This window comes from Streptomyces sp. AcH 505 (genome assembly GCF_000818175.1).
Taxonomy (GTDB): Bacteria; Actinomycetota; Actinomycetes; order Streptomycetales; family Streptomycetaceae; genus Streptomyces.
The window spans coordinates 5,426,436-5,442,207 of the sequence record NZ_JTIY01000001.1; the positions used below are offsets into that span (position 1 = coordinate 5,426,436).

Consider the following 15,772-nt stretch of genomic DNA (forward strand, 5'->3'; position numbering starts at 1 on the left):
TCCGCGCCTCCCCGGCAGCGGGCGCCGTGGGAGCCGCCCGTGGCGTACGACCCGTCCGACGCGCGGCCACTGCCGGGCCGCTCCGCCGCCCCGCCGGCGGTTCCGCTTAAGCCTCCGCTTACGCCTCCGGCCACGCCTCCTCCGCCGCCGGTCCCGCCGCGAGCCGAGTACGCGGACGAGTACGCCGAGAGGCAGCCCGAGCAGCAGCCCGCGAAGCAGCCCCAGAAGCCGTCCACGCAACCGGAGAGACTGGCGGAGAGCCCCGTGGAGAACACCGCCATCGGCGACAGAGGTCTCGTACGGCCCGGCGTCGCGCACGTCGGCGACCGGCCGCCCACGTACGACCCCGAGCCCACCGCCCTCGCCCCCGCCGACTACGACGACCTCGGCGCGCTCGTCGCCGACACCGTCCTCGACGGCGCCCGGTACGGCACGTACACCCTGCGCGCCGCTTCCGTGCGCGGCGACTCCGCGCGCTACCGCGGCGAGCCGCGCAGGGACGCGCTGCTGACGGCGCGCTTCGGGAGCGGCGCCGGTGCGCTCGTGCTGGTGGCCGTCGCCAGCGGCGCCCGCGCGACCGAAGGGGCGCATCGCGCGGCGGCCGACGCGTGTCACTGGATCGGCGGCGCCGTCGGGCGCAGCCACAGCCGGCTCTCCGACGACATACGGAGCGGCCGCAGGGGCGATCTCAAGTCCGGTCTGCACCGGCTCACCGACCGCAGCTTCGGCAAGCTCCGCTCACGCGCCGCCGAACTGGGCGTCGAACCGCAGGAGTACACCGCGGGGCTGCGCTGCCTGCTGCTGTCCGCCGATCCCGAGTGCAGGACCCGCGTCTTCTTCGGCGTGGGCCCCGGCGGTCTCTTCCGGCTCAGGGACGGTGTCTGGCAGGACCTGGAGCCGCCGGCCCCGGACCCCGGAGCGGTGACGGGCGAGGCGGTCGTCGGTTTCGGGGCGCAGCCCGCCGAGACCCCCGACGGGGACCGGCTGACCATGGACCTCGGGATCACGACGGCCCCCGCGCCGCATGTCGACGAGCCGGCCCCGGCGCCGGCCGAGCCGTTCCGGTTCCGTGCGTCCGTCGCCCGGCCGGGCGACACGCTCCTGCTGTGCGGCCCGGGCCTGTCCGAGCCGCTGCGCGGCGGCCCGGAGCTGGCGGGTGCACTGGCCGAGCGCTGGGCCGGGGCCGAGCCGCCCGGTCTCGTGGAGTTCCTGGCCGACACCCAGCTGCGGGTGAAGGGCTACGCCGACGACCGCACGGCGGTCGCCGTCTGGGAGGCGTAACCGCGCGGGACATGGGTTGATGGACACCGGAACCGGACTTCACACCGGAAGGGTGCGCCTCCCATGGCCAAGCAGAACGTGGCGGAGCAGTTCGTCGACATCCTCGTCAAAGCGGGTGTCCAGCGGCTGTACGGCGTCGTCGGCGACAGCCTCAACCCTGTCGTCGACGCCATCCGCCGCACCCCGGGCCTCGACTGGGTGCAGGTGCGGCACGAGGAGACCGCGGCTTTCGCGGCCGGCGCCGAGGCGCAGATCAGCGGCAAGCTCGCCGCCTGCGCCGGCTCCTGCGGGCCCGGCAACCTGCATCTCATCAACGGCCTGTACGACGCGCACCGCTCGATGGCCCCGGTCCTCGCCCTCGCCTCGCACATCCCGTCCAGCGAGATCGGGCTGAGCTACTTCCAGGAGACCCATCCGGACCAGCTGTTCCGGGAGTGTTCCCACTACAGCGAGATGATCTCCAACCCGAAGCAGATGCCACGGGTGCTCCAGACGGCGATCCAGCACGCCGTGGGCCAGAGCGGTGTGAGTGTGGTGACGCTGCCCGGCGACATCGCCTCGGCGCCCGCGCCCGAACGCGCCTCGGAGCAGGCGCTGGTCACCTCGCGTCCCTCCGTACGGCCGGGCGACGCCGAGATCGAGAAGCTGGCGCGGATGATCGACGAGGCCGAGCGGGTCACCCTGTTCTGCGGCAGTGGCACTGCGGGCGCGCACGCCGAGGTGATGGAGTTCGCCGAACGGATCAAGTCCCCGGTCGGGCACGCGCTGCGCGGCAAGGAGTGGATCCAGTACGACAACCCGTTCGACGTCGGGATGAGCGGCCTGCTGGGTTACGGCGCGGCGTACGAGGCGACGCACGAGTGCGATCTGCTGATCCTGCTCGGTACGGACTTCCCGTACAACGCCTTCCTCCCGGACGATGTCAAGATCGCCCAGGTGGACATCAGGCCGGAGCACCTGGGCCGCCGCTCCAAGCTGGATCTCGCGGTGTGGGGCGATGTGCGCGAGACGCTGCTGGGGCTCACCCCCCGGGTGCGGGCCAAGACCGACCGCCGGTTCCTCGACAAGATGCTGAAGAAGCACGCCGAGGCGCTGGAGGGTGTGGTCAAGGCGTACACCCGCAGGGTCGAGAAGCACACACCGATCCACCCGGAGTACGTCGCGGCCGTCCTGGACGATCTCGCGGACGACGACGCCGTGTTCACCGTCGACACCGGCATGTGCAACGTGTGGGCGGCGCGTTACCTCACCCCGAACGGACGGCGCCGGGTCATCGGTTCGTTCAGCCACGGCTCGATGGCCAACGCCCTGCCGCAGGCGATCGGCGCGCAGTTCATCGACCGGGACCGGCAGGTCGTCTCGATGTCGGGCGACGGCGGATTCTCCATGTTGATGGGCGACTTCCTGACGCTGGTCCAGCACGACCTGCCGGTGAAGGTCGTCCTGTTCAACAACTCGGCACTGGGGATGGTCGAGTTGGAGATGATGGTCGCGGGGCTGCCCGCCTACGGGACCACCAACCACAACCCGGACTTCGCCGCCATCGCGCGCGCGGCGGGGGCGTACGGGGTGCGGGTCGAGAAGCCGAAGCAGCTGGAGGGCGCGCTCAAGGACGCCTTCAAGCACAAGGGTCCCGCGCTGGTCGACGTGGTGACCGACCCGAACGCGCTGTCCATCCCGCCGAAGATCAGCGCGGACATGGTCACCGGCTTCGCGCTCTCCGCCAGCAAGATCGTGCTGGACGGGGGAGTCGGCCGCATGGTGCAGATGGCCCGCTCCAACCTGCGCAACGTGCCACGCCCTTGACGCGCCGGCCGACGACAGAGCGGGCCGGTGCGGCGTCTCCGCCGTACCGACCCGCTCCGATCCGATCTGTCTGACCCAGGATCAGCCGAACTGCTGCTCAAGGTCCTTGAGCTTGCGCTCAAGGGAGTCGAGCCTCGGCAGTGCCTGGGTGTCGTCCTCCGCCGTGAGGTCCACGGTACGTGGAGTCTCAGCGCCTTTGACCGCCTGAAGGGACGGCCACGAGCGCTGCGGATCCGGTTCCCGCTGGGGGAGGGGTTCGGGCTCCGATAGCGCAGGCTCCGATGAGCCGACGGCTGCGGGAGCCGAACCCGATGCGGTCAGTGCGGGGACCTGACGGCCACCGCGACCACGCGGCCAGGAGCGGTGCTGCCGGTTGAGCGCCCTTATCTGCGCCCGGTCCAGCTTTCCCTGTTCGCGCCTGCGGTGCCTGGTCTGCTCCTGCTGACGCTTGTCCTCGCGGACTTCTTCGACCGCCTCGTCCAGTGTACGGACGCCCTCGAGCAGCATCAGCGACCAGGCGCCGAAGGTCTCGCGGGGCGCACGCAGCCACCGTACGATTCGGATCTGCGGCAACGGGCGCGGCACCAGGCCCTGTTCGCGCAGCGCGGCCCTGCGGGTCTGCTTCAGCGCGCGGTCGAACAGCACCGCTGACGAGAGAGACATCCCCGCGAAGAACTGGGGCGCGCCGGCGTGGCCGAACCCCCGAGGCGCGTGCACCCAGTTGAACCAGGCGGCAGCGCCGGCGAACAGCCACACGAGCAGCCGCGAGCCGAGAGCGGCGTCACCGTGGCTGGCCTCGCGCACGGCGAGCACGGAGCAGAACATCGCCGCGCCGTCGAGGCCGAACGGAACCAAGTACTCCCATCCGTCGGTGAGGTTGAGGTTTTCCTGGCCGAAGCCGACCAGGCCGTGGAAGGAGAGCGCGGCGGCCACCGCTGCACAGCAGAAGAGCAGTGCGTAGGAGGCCGTGCCGTAGATGGCTTCCTTCCGTCTGCGGCGTTCTTCCTGGCGTTCCCAGGAGTCCTCGGAGCCGGCCGCAGCCTTGACACTCGCGCGCTTGCCGCGCGCGAGCACTGCCACCGCCGCCAGGATTCCGACGAGCAGCACGCCGCCGGGAAGCAGCCAGTCGAGCGATATGTCGGTCAGACGCATGCGGTGTTCCTTGCATCGCAGTAGGACGTTTCGGGCGCCATATTGGCGGAAGAAGGGTGTCCCACAGAGGGTTTCGGGACAAGAGAACGCCAACGGGGCGTCGAGTTACGCAAATAGGCGCGTTCGGCTAGAACTGCCGTGCGGCATGCGGCTGTCATGTTTGATTAATATCACCCTTGCGAGTGGCGTTGAACGCGGGGTGACGATCCGTCAGACCCACCGCTGAACTTCCGCCGTACGAGGCCTTCCGGAGCGGTGTGTGAGGGGTGTGTCAGGGGGTGTCCGGGGCGTGTGCCGGGGTGTGTCAGAGCTGCGCGGAGGCCTGCGCGGCGGCCTCGGTGACGGCTTCGGTGACGGCTTCGGCGGCGGCGAGCTTCGCCACCCGGTCCGCGTCACACGTACGCGGGCAGGTGACACACGTGTCGTCCGGCCGCAGTGTGTAGTAGAGGCAGCAGCTCGCCCGGTCACGCGTCGGCAGTGGTTCGCCCGACCCGCCGGTCAGCTCCCGGAAACCGGGGGTGCCCACGTACGGCCGTACGCCGCCCGGCAGCAGCAGTTCGAGCTCGGCCATCGCGCGCGGCTCGTCGTCCACGAGCGAGCCGACGTACCAGAGCCCTTCGACGATCTCGTCGGTCGCCATGCCCCACAGCGCCCTCGGGCCACGGCGCATCCGGGGTGCGAAGACATCGAGGAGCGGACCGAGATGCTCGGCTACCGCGGCCCGTACCTCGGCGCGCAGCGCCTCCTCGTCCGGTACGACACGGGCGCCGGGCAGCCCCGCGGCCGGGTCGTCGGGCAGGCAGGCGAATTCCCCGGTCCTGACGGCCATCCGGCCCTGCGTCCGGTGGAAGGCGACGGCCCCGACCGGCAGCCGTGGCACCCGCCGCTGGAGGAACCACGGCACGGTGATCAGCAGACAGGCGGGCCACGCGTAGCGGTGCAGACCGAAGGTGGCGACCACGTCGGGCCGGGCCTCCTGGCCGTAGTCCCGCACCACCTGGGCCGCGTCCCACGCCAGGAACTCGTCCAGGACGGGACCGCCGGCCGCGAGGTCGGCGGCGCCCAGCCAGCCGGCCCCGGTCGGCAGCGGTTCACGTTCGGCGATCTCGTCCACCCGCATCCCTGGGAACACCTCGGTCAGCCGCGTGTAGGCGGCGCTGACGGGCGAGGTGGACAAGCTGGGCAGCAGGGTGGACAGGCTCATGCGGGGACCACCGAATCACGTTCGTTGACAGGCAAGGCTTACCTTACCCGATGTGATCGATGTTTGAACTGCGGCCGGGGCCGCCTATCGTGCAGAGGAGCATCGGCCGCCCTTGACCCGGGCGGGGACCTGACAGGCCGGAGGTGGACCCGCGTGGAGCAGAGCGGTACGCGTGACACCGAGGCCACCGGCGCGTCGGCATCGGCATCGGCCTCGTACGAATCGGTCCGGTCGGTCCGGTTGCCGGAGCAGGCGCGCGGCGAACACACGCACAGTGAGCCGGCCGCCGCGCTGCCGGTGCGCCGCCACTCCGTGCGCGGTCAGATACTCGCCGCCCTGCGTGCCGCGCTCGTCAGTGGCGAGCTGGTGCCCGGCGGTGTGTACTCCGCGCCCGCGCTCGGTGACCGGTTCGGTGTTTCCGCCACGCCCGTGCGTGAGGCCATGCAGCAGCTCGCCGTCGAGGGTGCCGTCGAGGTCGTACCCAACCGCGGGTTCAGGATCGCCGAGCGCAGCGCCGGTGAACTGGCCCAACTCGCCGAGGTTCGGGCGCTGTTGGAGGTGCCGGTGATGCTACGGCTGGCTCGTACCGTCCCCACCGAGCGCTGGACGGCGCTGCGGCCCCTGGCCGACGAGACGAGTGCGGCCGCGGCCTGCGGCGACCGCGCCGCGTACGCCGACCGGGACAGGGCCTTCCACCGGGCACTGCTCTCGCTCTCCGGCAACCAGCAGCTGGTCATGATCGCCGACGACTTGCACCGCCGCTCGCAGTGGCCGCTGGTGAGCGCACCGGCGACGCGCCGCGCGGATCTCGTCGCCGACGCGGCCGAGCATCTGGCGCTCCTCGACGCGCTGATGGCGCGGGACCTGCCGGTCGTGCAGTCGCTCGTGAGCGAACACTTCACGGGCGCCTCGGGCTGACCCGCAGCCCGGCCCACATGGGCATTTGACTAGTGTGTTACCCATGAGTGGCGCCTACATGAACCCGGGAGAGCCCGACCGGCGCGGTGCCGCGCGTTATCTCTGGTGGCTGGCCGCGAGCCAGCCCCGCCGTATCGCCGCCGGGGCCACACTCGGCAGCCTCTGGATGATCGCCCTCACCCTGCCGCCGTTCCTGCTCTCGCACGCCATCGACGACGGGCTGCGCCCCGGCCGGCGCGACGCGCTGCTCGGCTGGACGGCCGCGCTGCTCGGCGTCGGCGTCCTCAACGCCTGGCTCGCGATCATGCGCCACCGCACCATGACCAGGATCCGGACGGACGCCGCACTGCGCACGGTGCAGACCGTGGTCGAGCACGCGACGCGGCTCGGTGCCACCCTCCCGCGCCGTGTCACGGCGGGGGAGATGGTCACCATCGGGTTCGGCGATGTCGCGATGATGGCCGGCACCCTGACCGTGACAGGGCCGGGAGTCGGCGCCGTGCTCTCGTATGCCGTCGTGGCCGTACTGCTGTTGACCATCTCGCCGCTGCTCGCCGTGGTCGTGGTGCTGGGCGTGCCCGTACTGGTGCTGCTGATCGGACCGCTGCTGGGCCGGCTGCGGGCGGTGGAGACCTCGTACCGCGCACAGCAGAGCGAGCTGGCCGCCCGGGTCGCCGACATGGTGGGCGGGCTGCGGGTCCTCGGCGGTCTCGGCGGCAAGGACGCGTACGCGACGCGCTACCGGCGCGGTTCGCGGCGGCTGAGCACCGAGGGCTACCGGGTGGGGGCGGTGACGAGCTGGATCCAGGCCCTCGGTGTCGGCCTGCCCGCGCTGTTCCTCGCCGCCGTGACGTGGCTGAGCGCCCGGATGGCGGCGCAGGGGACGATCAGCGCCGGCGATCTGGTCGCGGTCTACGGTTACGTGGCTGTCCTCGTCGTGCCGGTCTCCTTCTTCATCGAGGGCGGTTACGACGTCAGCCGCGGGCTGGTCGCGGCCCGCCGTGTCACCCACTTCCTGAACCTGCGCCCCGAGGCGGCGGACGACACCGGGACGGCGCGGGTGGCGGCGCCCGCTGAACCGTCCACACTGCGCGACCCCGAATCCGGTGTGGAGATCGAACCCGGGATGATGACCGCGCTCGTCTCGGCCCGGCCCGAGGAGACGGCCGCCGTGGTCGACCGGGTGGGCCGGTTCGCCCGCTCGGCAGCCACCTGGGGTGGCGTACGGCTCGACGCCGTCGCCCTGACGGACGTACGGGAACGGATCCTGGTCGCCGACAACGAAGCCGATCTGTTCTCGGGCACCCTGCGCGCCGTCGTCGAGGGCCGGTCGGAACGGAGAGACGAAGCCATCGCCGAGGCCGTACGTACGGCGGTCGCCGACGACATTGTCCAAGGGCTGCCCGGGGGACTTGACTCCGCGATCGACGCCCAGGGCCGCAACCTCTCCGGCGGCCAGCGCCAACGCGTGCGGCTGGTACGGGCGTTGCTCGCCGAACCCGAGGTGCTGCTCGCCGTCGAACCGACCTCGGCGGTCGACGCGCACACCGAAGCCGCCCTCGCCGCGCGCCTGCACGCGACGCGCGCCGGGCGTACGACGGTGGTCACCAGCACCTCGCCGCTGCTCCTGGACCACGCGGACGCCGTCTGCTATCTGGCCGACGGGCGGGTGGCGGCCGTGGGCACGCACCAGGAGCTGCTGGCATCGACGGCGGGATACCGGGAGTTGGTGTCGCGGGGTGCGGAGGAGGACGAGGGGGTGCTGGGCCGATGACCGGCGACCGCGACGCAACCGCGCTGCCCGTCGCGGCACAGCGCCACGTCCGGCGCGCCGCGATGCGGTTGATCGGGCAGGAGCGTGCCGCCTTCAGCCTGATGCTCGTCCTCAACGCGGCTGCGGCGGCCGTCGGTCTCGTCGCGCCGTGGCTGCTCGGGCGCATCGTCAACGTGGTGAGCGCGGGCCACGGCGCCGTCGGCACCGTCGACCGGTACGCGTACGCCATCGTGGCCTGCGCGCTCGCCCAGCTGATCCTCACCCGTTACGCCGGGTACGTCGGCCACCGCTTCGGCGAACGGACCTTGGCCCGTGTCCGCGAACAGTTCGTCGACCGGGCACTCGACCTGCCGGTCGCCGTGGTGGAGCGGGCGGGCACCGGCGATCTGACATCGCGGGGCACCACCGACGTCGTGGCGGTGGGCAGCACCCTGCGCGACGCGGGCCCCGAGATCGTGATCGCCGCGATCCAGGCGGTGTTCATCATCGCTGCCGTACTCGTCCTCGATCCGCTGCTCGGCCTGTGCGGCCTGCTGGGCCTGTTCGGCATCGTGATCGCCGCCCGCTGGTACCTGCGCCGCGCCCGCACCGCCTACCTCGTCCAGGGCGAGGCCGACTCGGGCTTGGCGGAGGTCATCACCACCACGGCCACGGGCGCCCGTACGGTCGAGGCGCTGAGCCTCCAGGAACGCCGGATCGCGGCCGGCCGCGAGGCCAACGGGACGTGGCTGCGGACCCGGATGCGGACGCTGCGGCTGCGCAGTGTGCTCTTCCCCTCGATCGACATCTCGTACGTCATCCCCCTGGTCGCCGTCCTGCTGGTCGGCGGCGCGCTGCTCGACCACGACGCGGTCAGCCTGGGCACGGTCGTCTCCTGCGCCCTGTACCTGCGGCAGCTCTCGCAGCCGCTGGACGTGATCCTGCAGCAGATGGAGCAACTGCAGAGCAGCGGAGCCGCGTTCGCACGCGTCGAAGGCCTCGGACTGGCCCCGCGCGTACGGCCGTCCACGGGCCCGGTCCCCGCGGACGACCGCATCGAGGTGACGGGCGTCCACTACGCGTACGACGGCGGCCGCGACGTGCTGCACGGCGTCGACCTGACGGTCCGCCCCGGCGAACGGCTCGCCGTCGTCGGCCCGTCGGGAGCCGGGAAGTCCACCCTGGGCCGGCTGCTCGTCGGCATCGACCGACCGGGCCGGGGCACGGTGACGGTGGGTGGCGTACCCGTCGCGGACCTGGACCCGGACGAGCTGCGCCGCCAGGTGGTGCTGGTGACACAGGAGCACCATGTCTTCCACGACACGGTCCGCGACAACCTGCTGATCGCGGCGCCGACCGCCACGGACGAAGACCTGTGGTCGGCGCTGGCGGTGGTGGGAGCGGACTGGGTCCAGCGGCTGGTGGACGGCCTGGACACGGAACTGGGCGCGGGCAGACATCTGGTCAACGGCGCGCAGTCGCAGCAACTGGCCCTGGCCAGAGTCGTACTGGCCGACCCGCACACCCTGGTCCTGGACGAGGCGACGGCCCTCCTCGACCCCACAACAGCCCGCCACACGGAACGCGCCCTGGCAGCGGTCCTGAAGGGCCGCACAGTCATAGCCATAGCCCACCGCCTCCACACAGCCCGCGACGCGGACCGCGTAGCGGTAATGGCAGCCGGCCACCTGACGGAACTGGGCACGCACGACGAACTGGTGGCGACGGAGGGCGAGTACGCGGCATTGTGGCACTCGTGGCAGGGCGAGCCGGGCACCGCGCACTGAGCCGGGGAAACCCGCCAGGTTCCGCTTAATTACGCCCGGGACAAGATTCCGCCTGAACAGTAACCCGCAAGGGCCACCCCCTCCGCACTTCCCACCACTCCGGATCGGCTCTGACCGCCAAATGCGTCACACCGACGCCCTTTCAGTGCGCATGATAGGCGTATGGCCATCTCTGAATCCCGCCTCAGAACCCTGCTCGCAACCCTCGATCTCCCGCCACGCGACTATGTCGTCGCCGGTAGCGCACCGCTGTTAGTGCACCATCTGAAGCCGGAGATATCCGACCTCGACCTGGTGGCCCGAGGAACGGCCTGGGCGAGGGCCGTCGAACTCGGCCGGCCGGGCCCGGCGGCATCCGGTAACGGGCTGCGGGTCGGGCTTACGGGCGCACCGGTCGAGATATTCGACCGTTGGCATCCGATCCGCCAGTTCGGGGTCGACGTCGACACCGACCGCCTGATCGACGAGAGCGAAATGATCGACGGCGTACATTTCCTGTCACTGTCACTTACGCTCATCTGGAAGCGGAGCCTCGGCCGGGCCAAAGACCTGGCCGACGTCGCGCTGATCGAAGGACATCTCGCGCAGACCGCCGACGTTCCGAAGTAGCCCGCATACAAGCGAGTTCGATGTTGCCGGCCCCGTCGAACTGTCCTACGCTCGCGCACGACGCCGGCCGCGCATCACCTGCCGAAGGGAACCAAACAGCATGACAACGGGGATTTCCATGGAACCGACAGTCGCGCCGGGCGAGCTCAAAAGCTGGCTCGCGGCGCAGTGGGCGGAATTACTCGGGTCCGAGCCACAGGACGATACGGACTTCTTCGCGCTCGGGGGCAGCTCGCTGCAAGCGACGGTTCTGGCCGCCCGGATCCGAAAGGCGGGCTTCACGCAGATCGGCCTTGTCGACGTCCTGGAGCACCGCACATTCGCGCGGCAGTTCGCGGTGATCGCCGCACACCTGGGGCAGCAAGCGGACAGCGTTCCGGCGGCCGTGCCAGGGCTCTCCCACGCTCAGCAGAACCGCCTGGCGATGGTGCGCGAGCGGCTGCGGGCCGGCGAGGCCGCGCCGCCGTTCGCGATCCAGCTCGCGGTGGAGCTCGTCGGCCCGGTTGACGTCCCGGCGCTCGAATCGGCGGTCCGGAGCCTCGTCTCCCGGCACCCCGGGCTGCGGACCGCGTTCCTCACGGACCAGGCCGAACTCAGCCTCACCGAGCTGCCGGTACAGAGCGAGACCGAAGCGTTCCTGGGCGTCCGCGACCTGCGCCACCGTCCCTTCGACGACGCCTGGTCCGACGCGCTCACCCTGGCTCACGAGACGGCGGCCACCCCCTTCGACTTCAGCGGCTCACCTCTGCTGTCCGCGCACATCACGCTGCTGAGCGAGGACCGCAGCCTGTTCACCATGACCGTCGACCACCTGGTGAGCGACGCGACCTCCATGGGGCTGCTGTGGCGTGACCTCACCGAGTTCTACGAGGCGGCGCTGCAGAACCGCCGGCCGCAGTTGCCGTCTCTGCCCGTCACCCCGCAACAGGTACTCGGCGCGCGTGACGCGCAGTGGCGGGCCGGCGAGGCCCGCATGCTGGAGGCGTGGGACAAGGCGTTGGCCGGGTTCCCCAGCGCACCACAGGACGATCTCGCGCCGGTCGATCCCGCGGAGGAGTTCCGTCCGCCGCAACCGGCCGCGTTCAGCGAGTTCACCCCGTCAGCTCCTACGGCTGCCGCGTTCGAGGCCGCCTGCCTGGCCGCCGGAGTCACGCAGCACACCGCGGTGATGGGCCTGGTTTTCCACGCGCTGCACGCGCTCGACGGCAGACAGGACGCCGTGGTGTGCTCCTCCCAGTCCGGCCGGACGAGCGTCGACGAGGAACACCTGGTCGGCTGGCTCTCGGACAGCGTGATCGTCCGCCTCGGTGACCCGGACGGCGGCCTGCGGGTGTCGGCACTCGAACTGGTCCGTCGTACGCAGGAGCAGCTCATGTTCGCGTATCGCAATCCGGTGCCGTTCAACGTGCTGGTGCGGCGATATCAGGGCACGGTAGGCGGTCGATCACCGCACAAGCCACACATCTACGTCCACCACACGGGCGGCTCGACGGTCGGCGCCCATCTGGGGGCCGCGCGGGCCCGGCTGCTGGAGGAAAGCGCACCTTTCACAACTTTCCCCGGGCCCAGTATTCAGGTTGAGCGCGACGGTGACCAACTCCGCATGGGTGTGAATACGGTAGCGGGCCGCTACCCCGACGGACTTGTCGACCGGTTCGGTGCGGCGTTGTGTGACGCGCTCACCCAGTTCGTGGACGAGGCGACCGCATGAGTTTCACCCCTTCGGCGCGGATCGTCTCCGATCCGCGCCGAAGGGGTGCGAGTTGCTAGTTCACAAAGGCAGCTTTTCCTCTTCGCCGAGAGGTTGCCCACCGAACTGCACCGTTCGTAGCGCTCCACCCGTGCGAACGGTTACCGCATGAGACCAGTAATCGGAAGGGAGCCGACCGGGATGATCCTTCGACTCCTCCTCGATGGAGGTCAAAACCTCCTTCGTCACCGCCAAGGGACGTTGGTCCCGCGGAACTTTGGAAAGCTTGGCTGCTGTATTCACGCAGCGCCCCGCCCAAATCCTGTCTCTTACGCCGCCGGCATCCACAGGAACGGTGAAGACCGACCCTATGTCTATGCCGAAGCCGACACTGAAACCCAGTCTCCTTCGCGTCGCAGCCTGATTGCGCCCTAAGTGCGCTTGAAATCGCGGATGCAAGTTGTTCGAGGCATAACGGTTGACTTGTACGGCTGTGTCAACGGCCCTGAGCGCGCTGTGCGGGCCGGTGAAGAAAGCCAGTACGGCATCTCCTTGTACCCCGCGGACGTGTCCCTCATTGGCCGTTGTGACCGCCGCAGCGCCCAGCGCGAGAGCCCGGAAGAATCTGGCTCCGTCCTGTCTGCCCAGGGCATTCAAAATATCGGACGACCCGTTGACGTCAAGAAACAGGCACGCGGCATCGAACATGACGGCGTCCTGGTCATTTCGTGCGCTCGTCGAGATGAACCTCGGCCCCATGTGGCGTATTCGGTGCGGGGTGTTGAGGCAGTCGTCGGCAATACCTTCCAGATGTGATGTCAAGTCCATCAGCGGTGCCTCTGCCGGGTTGGGATCGTCGTCACTCATCCGGCAGCGGGCCGGCGGCGGGTGCTACCGCGACCGATGCCGGTGTTCGCCGGGGCGGGCAGGGCCACCCGGTCACACTTGCCGTTGGCGGTGACGGGGAACGTGGGCAGTGACACGATCACCGCGGGGACCAGCAGCTCCGGCAGCATGGCGGCCAAGTGGCGCCGTAGCGCCGCGGTTTCGTCCGGGTCCAGTGCGGGGGTGACGTAGAGCACGAGTTTCGCACTGCCGGCCACATCGTCCCGCACCATCGCGACGGCCGCACCGACCGAAGGATATTCGGCGGCCACCGCTTCAATCTCGCCCGGCTCGATCCTCAGCCCGCGAAGTTTGATCTGGTGGTCCCGGCGGCCGTGGAACACCAGGAATCCTTCGTCCGACCAGCTGACCAGATCGCCGGTACGGTACAGGCGCTCGCCCGATGCGTCGGGGTCGTTGACGAAGCTCGCCGCGGTCAACTCCGGCTGACCGACGTACCCGCGGGCGAGACACACTCCGCCGACGTACAGTTCACCCACTTCCCCCGCGCTGACGGGGCGGCCGGTATCGTCGCGTACCGACACACGTACCCCCCTGATCGGCCGGCCGATCGGAACTCCCGGCCCGGGTTCGGGTGTTCGGCAGGTCCACCACGTCACATCGATCGATGCCTCGGTGGGGCCGTAGAGATTGTGCAACCGCGCGTCGTACGACGCGGCGAAACGGTTGGCCAACCCGCGGCTCAGCGCCTCGCCACTGGCGATGACATGCCGCAGTGCGGAGCACGGAGCCGCCTCGGTCTCGGTCAGGAACGCCTCAAGCATCGACGGTACGAAATGGACGACCGTGATGCCTTCCCTGCGAATCGTCTCCGCCAGGTATTCCGGGTCCCGCTGCCCGCCGGGCCTGGCCATGACCAGCCGTGCGCCCACCGTCAGCGGCCACAGGAACTCCCAGACGGACACGTCGAAGGTGTACGGGGTTTTCTGCAGGACCGCGTCGCCGGGGCCGATCGGGAACCGCTCCTCCATCCAGCGCAGCCGGTTGACCAGACCGCGCTGCGGAACGCCGACACCCTTGGGCCGGCCGGTGGATCCCGAGGTATAGATCACGTAGGCGAGATCCAGATCGCTGTCCGTACCCGGCTGCGCCGGAGCCCGGCCGCCTGCCTGGCCGGCCGACGACCCAGGAGCGCCGTCAAGGCCGAGGACCGTGGTACCGCGACGGGTCGGCAGTTTCGGTCGGTACTGCTCGTCGGCAAGGATCACCGGCGGTTCGGCCTCGCTGAGCACATGCTCGATCCGGCCGGCCGGCCAGGTCGGGTCCAGAGGCAGAAACGCGCCGTCGGCGAGCAGGACCGCCACGATCGCGACCGCCAGGCCGACCGAGCGCTCGGCGCACACGGCAACGGTCACATCGGACGTGACACCTTCGTCCCGCAGTCGCTGGGCCAACGCGCCTGCACGCCGGGCGAGTTCCCGGTACGAGATGGACTCCGCCTCGTCCGCGACCGCCGGTGCGCTTCCCGCGAGGTCGAACGCGCGCCACAGCAGATCCGGCATGCGCGCGCCGTCGTCCCATGCCGGTTCACCGTGTTCCCGCGGCCCGGCGGCGGCTGACGGCGGATCGATGAGCTGACCGAGCAGCCTGGCGGTCTGCGGATCACCCAGCAGCGATCCCGTCGGCAGTGGCATCTCCTCCACTCGGACCCCGGCGCGCGGCCAGTCCGGGTGGGCGAATCGCAGCCCGTCGTTCCCGACCACCACCGCGTCGGGCCGTAGCGCGGACGGGACAGGGGTGTCGAGGGTGTGCAGGAGAAATCCGAACCAGGCGCGATAGCGGTCGCTGAGCATGACGACGCACATGTCGAGGTCTTCCTCAGGAAGCCCGTCGGCGCGGAGTCGTGTGATCAGGGCCTGGCGCAGCCAGTCCATGATCTCCGGGAGGGACAGCTCGCCTTCGTAGTCCTCGCGGGCGGTCGCGCCGAGGGTCGCGCGGATCGCCGCGGCGTCGGCCCGGATCAGGTCCGGTGTCAGCCAGGTCGGCTCCAGCAGGACGACGCGCGGTCCGGGGGAGCCCTGGCCGGTGAGTTGGTCCGCCAGGTGCAGACTCAGCGTCGCCGCGCTGCAGTAGCCGATCACCGTCTCGGGACGTACCCCGAGGCGGTTCAGCTCCTGTGCGCACGCACGGGCGAGTTCGACGATGTCCTCGGTGTCGGTGAGCGGAGCGGTGACCGCGTCGATGCGGTAAAGGCCGCGCTCCGCGGTCAGGGGGTCCGCCACGTCGGCCAGTGTGGTCTTCGGTGTGAACTCGTTGAAGTCGACGATCACTACGGGTCGTACCGTGCTGTCGTGTAACGCCACGATCTTTGCCAGCGGCTGTTCAGAACTCATGGGGCGTTCGTGTCCTCTCCGGCGTCGCCATGGAAGGGCTGGAGCTTTCGGCCGAGCCCGCTCGGACGAGCCTCGCCTGTGCGGCGAGGGCCGAGTGTTCGAGTACTGCGTCGAGGTTGAGCGTCACGTCGAATTCGCGCCGGATCAGGGCTATGAGACGCACAGCGAGCAGGGAGTCGCCGCCCAGGGCGAAGAAGTCGGCGTCACCTGCGATCGGTTGGTCACCGAGCAGCCGCTGCCAGATGGCCTGGAGCCGTGACTCGACCGTGGCCGGTTCCTCGGCCGGCGCCGGTCGGTACGGCGGCTGCGCCGCCTGCTCGGCCTGCTCGGCCT

Annotated in this window: 12 protein-coding genes; 7 read left to right on the forward strand and 5 right to left on the reverse strand. The window is 70.3% G+C overall.

What is annotated here, in order from left to right:
- Together HY68_RS24430 and HY68_RS24435 are read left to right on the forward strand one after the other, a co-directional pair.
- A partial coding sequence (locus HY68_RS24430) for a protein phosphatase 2C domain-containing protein (RefSeq protein ID WP_241778669.1) occupies positions 1 to 1,281 on the forward strand: 1,281 nt, incomplete at its 5' end.
- 63 nt (positions 1,282 to 1,344) lie between these two features.
- On the forward strand, positions 1,345 to 3,087 hold the full coding sequence (locus HY68_RS24435) for a pyruvate dehydrogenase (protein WP_041992296.1): 1,743 nt from the start codon (positions 1,345 to 1,347) through the stop codon (positions 3,085 to 3,087).
- A gap of 81 nt (positions 3,088 to 3,168) precedes the next feature.
- On the opposite strand, the gene HY68_RS24440 is transcribed toward HY68_RS24435, so the two are convergent.
- Both HY68_RS24440 and HY68_RS24445 read right to left on the reverse strand, forming a co-directional pair.
- Positions 3,169 to 4,239, reverse strand: a complete 1,071-nt coding sequence (locus HY68_RS24440; protein WP_041992299.1) for a DUF2637 domain-containing protein — start codon at positions 4,237 to 4,239, stop codon at positions 3,169 to 3,171.
- A gap of 304 nt (positions 4,240 to 4,543) precedes the next feature.
- Entirely contained in the window at positions 4,544 to 5,443 is a 900-nt protein-coding gene (locus HY68_RS24445; RefSeq protein ID WP_041992301.1) for a (2Fe-2S)-binding protein, read from the reverse strand.
- A gap of 153 nt (positions 5,444 to 5,596) precedes the next feature.
- Between HY68_RS24445 and HY68_RS24450 the strand changes: the two genes are divergently transcribed.
- The 5 genes from HY68_RS24450 (at position 5,597) to HY68_RS24470 (ending at position 12,221) form a co-directional block, all read left to right on the forward strand.
- On the forward strand, positions 5,597 to 6,361 hold the full coding sequence (locus HY68_RS24450) for a GntR family transcriptional regulator (protein WP_041992304.1): 765 nt from the start codon (positions 5,597 to 5,599) through the stop codon (positions 6,359 to 6,361).
- Positions 6,362 to 6,404: 43 nt separating this feature from the next.
- Positions 6,405 to 8,135 carry an ABC transporter ATP-binding protein gene (locus HY68_RS24455; RefSeq protein ID WP_041992307.1) on the forward strand — a complete coding sequence of 577 codons (1,731 nt, stop codon included), beginning with the start codon at positions 6,405 to 6,407 and terminating at the stop codon, positions 8,133 to 8,135.
- Positions 8,132 to 9,901, forward strand: coding sequence for an ABC transporter ATP-binding protein (locus tag HY68_RS24460; RefSeq protein ID WP_041992309.1), 1,770 nt, complete (start codon positions 8,132 to 8,134; stop codon positions 9,899 to 9,901). Before HY68_RS24455 ends, HY68_RS24460 begins: the two co-directional genes overlap by 4 nt.
- 162 nt (positions 9,902 to 10,063) lie before the next feature.
- Complete coding sequence (locus HY68_RS24465) at positions 10,064 to 10,510, forward strand: hypothetical protein (RefSeq protein WP_041992311.1); 447 nt, start codon at positions 10,064 to 10,066, stop codon at positions 10,508 to 10,510.
- Between the two features lie 118 nt (positions 10,511 to 10,628).
- Positions 10,629 to 12,221, forward strand: a complete 1,593-nt coding sequence (locus tag HY68_RS24470) for a condensation domain-containing protein (RefSeq protein WP_041992314.1) — start codon at positions 10,629 to 10,631, stop codon at positions 12,219 to 12,221.
- Positions 12,222 to 12,281: 60 nt separating this feature from the next.
- Here the strand turns inward: HY68_RS24470 and HY68_RS42895 are convergent, their stop codons facing one another.
- The 3 genes from HY68_RS42895 to HY68_RS24480 form a co-directional block, all read right to left on the reverse strand.
- Positions 12,282 to 13,067, reverse strand: coding sequence for a hypothetical protein (locus HY68_RS42895; RefSeq protein WP_157874383.1), 786 nt, complete (start codon positions 13,065 to 13,067; stop codon positions 12,282 to 12,284).
- Complete coding sequence (locus tag HY68_RS24475; RefSeq protein ID WP_078863763.1) at positions 13,064 to 15,439, reverse strand: amino acid adenylation domain-containing protein; 2,376 nt, start codon at positions 15,437 to 15,439, stop codon at positions 13,064 to 13,066. Before HY68_RS24475 ends, HY68_RS42895 begins: the two co-directional genes overlap by 4 nt.
- The coding region (locus tag HY68_RS24480) for an acyl carrier protein (protein WP_041992317.1) at positions 15,429 to 15,772 on the reverse strand (344 nt) is incomplete at its 5' end. The genes HY68_RS24480 and HY68_RS24475, both read right to left, overlap by 11 nt.